Genomic DNA, 3679 nt, shown 5'->3' with positions numbered 1-3679 from the left:
CTGCTTGTAAGGCAGACGCTCTCCCAGCTGAGCTAATCACCCGTTTGCATCTCCGAGGCCGCGAAATTTACGCAGGTAGCGAACCTAAGTCAATAGCAGGATTGAAGTTTTTCTAAAAAAGACGAAATTGCTTCAATCCTTGAGAAAGTAACATCCATGAAACCGCTATCGCGAGCAGGCTCACTCCTACACGTTCGCGGCTTCGCTTCTTACTCTGTGTAAATCATCTTCTTGGTCATACCGCCATCGACGACGAATTCCTGCCCGGTAACAAACCCGGCATTCCTCGACAGCAACCACGCAACCATCGCCGCCACGTCTTCGACCGTCCCTACCCTGCCCGCCGGATGCTGAGCATGATCGGCATCAGCCAAAGGCTCCGCTCGACGCGCCGAAGGATCGCGCGCATCGATCCAGCCCGGGCTGACCGCGTTAACACGAATCTCCGGCCCCAGACTGATCGCCAACGCATGCGTCAGCGCCAACAACCCGCCCTTGCTCGCCGCATACGCCTCTGAGTCGGCCTCAGATTGCCGCGCACGGGTCGAAGCCAGATTGACGATCGAACCGTTGTGAGCGCGCAGGTACGGCGCGCAGTGCTTGGCCAGCAACATCGGCCCACTGAGGTTCACCGCCAACACACGATTCCAGTAGGCCAGATCGAGGCTTTCCAGGGTGATGTTGTGCGGATCAGCCACGGCCGCGTTGCACACCAGCGCATCGAGACGACCAAACTGCCCCAACACTTCAGCCACACCGAGCGCGACCTGAGCTTCGTCGGCAACGTCCATGGCGATGAACCAGGCACTTTCGCCCAGCACCTTCGCCACTTTCGAACCGCGCGCACGATCCAGATCCGTCAGCACCACTTGCCAGCCTTCGCTGATCAGCCATGCCGCAATCCCCAGACCGATACCGCGCGCGGCACCGGTGACCAGCGCAACGCGGCCATGGGTACCGGGTTTCGGGGTCGACAACTCGATCACAGCGCTGCCAGACCGCGCGCCAGATCGGCTTGCAGATCCGCCACGTCTTCCAGACCGACCGCAATGCGGATCAGGCTGTCACGAATGCCCGCCGCTTCACGTTCTTGCGGCGCCAAGCGACCGTGAGAAGTGGTGCTTGGGTGGGTGATCGTGGTTTTGCTGTCGCCGAGGTTGGCGGTGATCGAAATCAGTCGAGTTGCATCGATAAAGCGCCACGCGCCCTCTTTGCCACCCTTGACCTCAAAGCTCACGACCGCACCGAAGCCCTTCTGCTGACGTTGGGCCAGTTCGTGCTGCGGATGGCTCTTGAGACCGGCGTAATGGACTTTCTCGATGCCGTCCTGCTGCTCCAGCCATTCGGCCAGTTGCTGGGCGTTGGCGCAGTGCGCCTTCATCCGCAGGTTGAGGGTTTCCAGACCCTTGAGGAAGATCCACGCATTGAACGGGCTCAGGGTCGGCCCGGCAGTGCGCAGGAAACCAACGATTTCTTTCATCTGCTCGCTGCGACCGGCGACCACGCCGCCCATGCAACGGCCCTGACCGTCGATGAACTTGGTTGCCGAATGCACGACGATGTCCGCGCCCATTTTCAGCGGCTGCTGCAAGGCTGGCGTGCAGAAGCAGTTGTCGACCACCAGCATCGCGCCTTTGGCGTGCGCGATTTCTGCCAGCGCGGCGATATCGACCAGCTCCGCCAGAGGATTGGACGGCGACTCGACGAAGAGCAATTTGGTGTTCGACTTGATTGCCGCATCCCAACCCGACAGGTCGGCCAGTGGCACATAGTCGACTTCCACGCCGAAACGCTTGAAGTACTTCTCGAACAGACTGATGGTCGAACCGAACACGCTGCGCGAGACCAGCACGTGATCGCCAGCACTGCACAGGCTCATCACCACCGCCAGAATCGCGGCCATGCCGGTTGCGGTGGCAACGGCCTGCTCGGCGCCTTCCAGCGCGGCAATCCGCTCTTCGAACGCGCGCACGGTCGGGTTGGTGTAACGCGAGTAAACGTTGCCCGGCACTTCGCCGGCAAAGCGCGCGGCCGCGTCGGCGGCAGTGCGGAACACGTAGCTGGAGGTGAAGAACATCGGATCACCGTGCTCACCTTCCGGCGTACGGTGCTGACCGGCACGTACGGCCAGGGTATCGAACGCTACGCCTTCAAGGTCGCTGTCCAGCCGACCGGCATCCCATTCCTGACTCATGCTGTCACTCCTTGCGCTGTTCTCGAAAATAGAAAGTCAGATACAAAACCGGCCCCTCAGGGCCGGTAGAAACTCAGTTGTTGTACAGATCGATGATCGCACTGACCGCTTGGGTCTTGATCTTCGAGGAGTCGTTACGCGCCTGCTCGATCTTGTCCAGATACGCCTCATCGACGTCGCCGGTAACATATTTGCCGTCGAACACCGCGCAATCAAAGCTCTCGATCTTGATCTTGCCGCCACCGACCGCTTCGATCAAGTCAGGCAAGTCCTGATAGATCAGCCAGTCAGCGCCGATCAGATCCGCCACGTCCTGGGTCGAACGATTGTGCGCGATCAGTTCGTGAGCGCTTGGCATGTCGATGCCGTACACGTTCGGGAAGCGCACCGCCGGAGCAGCCGAGCAGAAGTAGACGTTTTTCGCGCCGGCTTCGCGGGCCATCTGGATGATCTGCTTGCACGTGGTGCCGCGCACGATCGAGTCGTCGACCAGCATCACGTTCTTGCCGCGGAATTCCAGCTCGATGGCGTTGAGCTTCTGGCGCACCGACTTCTTGCGCGCTGCCTGGCCCGGCATGATGAAAGTACGGCCGATGTAACGGTTCTTGACGAAGCCTTCGCGGAATTTCACGCCCAGGTGGTTCGCCAGTTCCAGTGCCGCGGTACGGCTGGTGTCCGGAATCGGGATGACCACGTCGATGTCGTGCTCTGGACGCTCGCGCAGGATCTTCTCGGCGAGTTTTTCACCCATGCGCAGACGGGCCTTATAGACCGACACGCCGTCGATGATCGAATCCGGACGCGCCAGATAAACGTGTTCGAAGATGCATGGGGTCAGCGAAGGATTGGTCGCGCACTGACGGGTGTGCAGCTTGCCCTCTTCAGTGATGTAGACCGCTTCGCCCGGCGCCAGGTCGCGAATCAGGGTGAAACCGAGCACGTCCAGGGAAACGCTTTCCGAGGCGATCATGTACTCGACGCCTTCGTCGGTGTGACGCTGGCCGAACACGATCGGACGGATGCCGTGCGGGTCACGGAAACCGACGATGCCGTAACCGGTGATCATCGCGACCACCGCGTAACCGCCGACGCAACGATTATGCACGTCGGTCACGGCGGCAAACACGTCTTCTTCGGTCGGTTGCAGCTTGCCGCGCTGAGCCAGCTCGTGAGCGAACACGTTCAGCAGCACTTCCGAGTCGGAACTGGTGTTGACGTGACGCAGATCGGATTCGTAGATCTCTTTGGCCAACTGTTCAACGTTGGTCAGGTTACCGTTATGCGCCAGGGTGATGCCGTAAGGCGAGTTGACGTAAAACGGCTGAGCCTCGGCCGAAGTCGAGCTGCCCGCGGTCGGGTAACGGACGTGGCCGATACCCATGTGGCCGAGCAGACGCGGCATGTGACGCTGTGGTATGACGTCACGCACGAGGGCAGTGTGGTTGCGGGGGGCGCCGCGGCCATCTGGGCGGGTGCGGGTACGGG

3 protein-coding genes are annotated in these 3679 nt (G+C 60.8%); all 3 read right to left on the bottom strand.

Annotated features, from left to right (window positions below; translation table 11 throughout):
- Nucleotides 1-209 precede the first annotated feature (209 nt).
- Nucleotides 210-986, bottom strand: coding sequence for an SDR family oxidoreductase (locus ACIOMO_RS26685; RefSeq protein WP_053118953.1), 777 nt, complete (start codon nucleotides 984-986; stop codon nucleotides 210-212).
- On the bottom strand, nucleotides 983-2194 hold the full coding sequence (locus tag ACIOMO_RS26680; protein ID WP_401244472.1) for an O-succinylhomoserine sulfhydrylase: 1212 nt from the start codon (nucleotides 2192-2194) through the stop codon (nucleotides 983-985). The genes ACIOMO_RS26685 and ACIOMO_RS26680 overlap by 4 nt, the downstream gene beginning before the upstream one ends.
- 73 nt (nucleotides 2195-2267) lie before the next feature.
- A partial coding sequence (purF, locus tag ACIOMO_RS26675; protein ID WP_401244470.1) for an amidophosphoribosyltransferase occupies nucleotides 2268-3679 on the bottom strand: 1412 nt, incomplete at its 5' end.

The organism is Pseudomonas sp. NPDC087804 (assembly GCF_044742965.1).
In the GTDB taxonomy this organism is placed as follows: Bacteria; Pseudomonadota; Gammaproteobacteria; order Pseudomonadales; family Pseudomonadaceae; genus Aquipseudomonas; species Aquipseudomonas rustica.
The sequence above is the reverse complement of the archived record's forward strand: the minus strand, read 5'-3'. Positions and strand labels throughout refer to the sequence as shown.

Coding starts and splice junctions, on each gene's coding strand:
- ACIOMO_RS26680 (WP_401244472.1), bottom strand. CDS start 2,194: ATGAGTCAGGAATGGGATGCCGGTCGGCTGGACAGCGACCTTGAAGGC.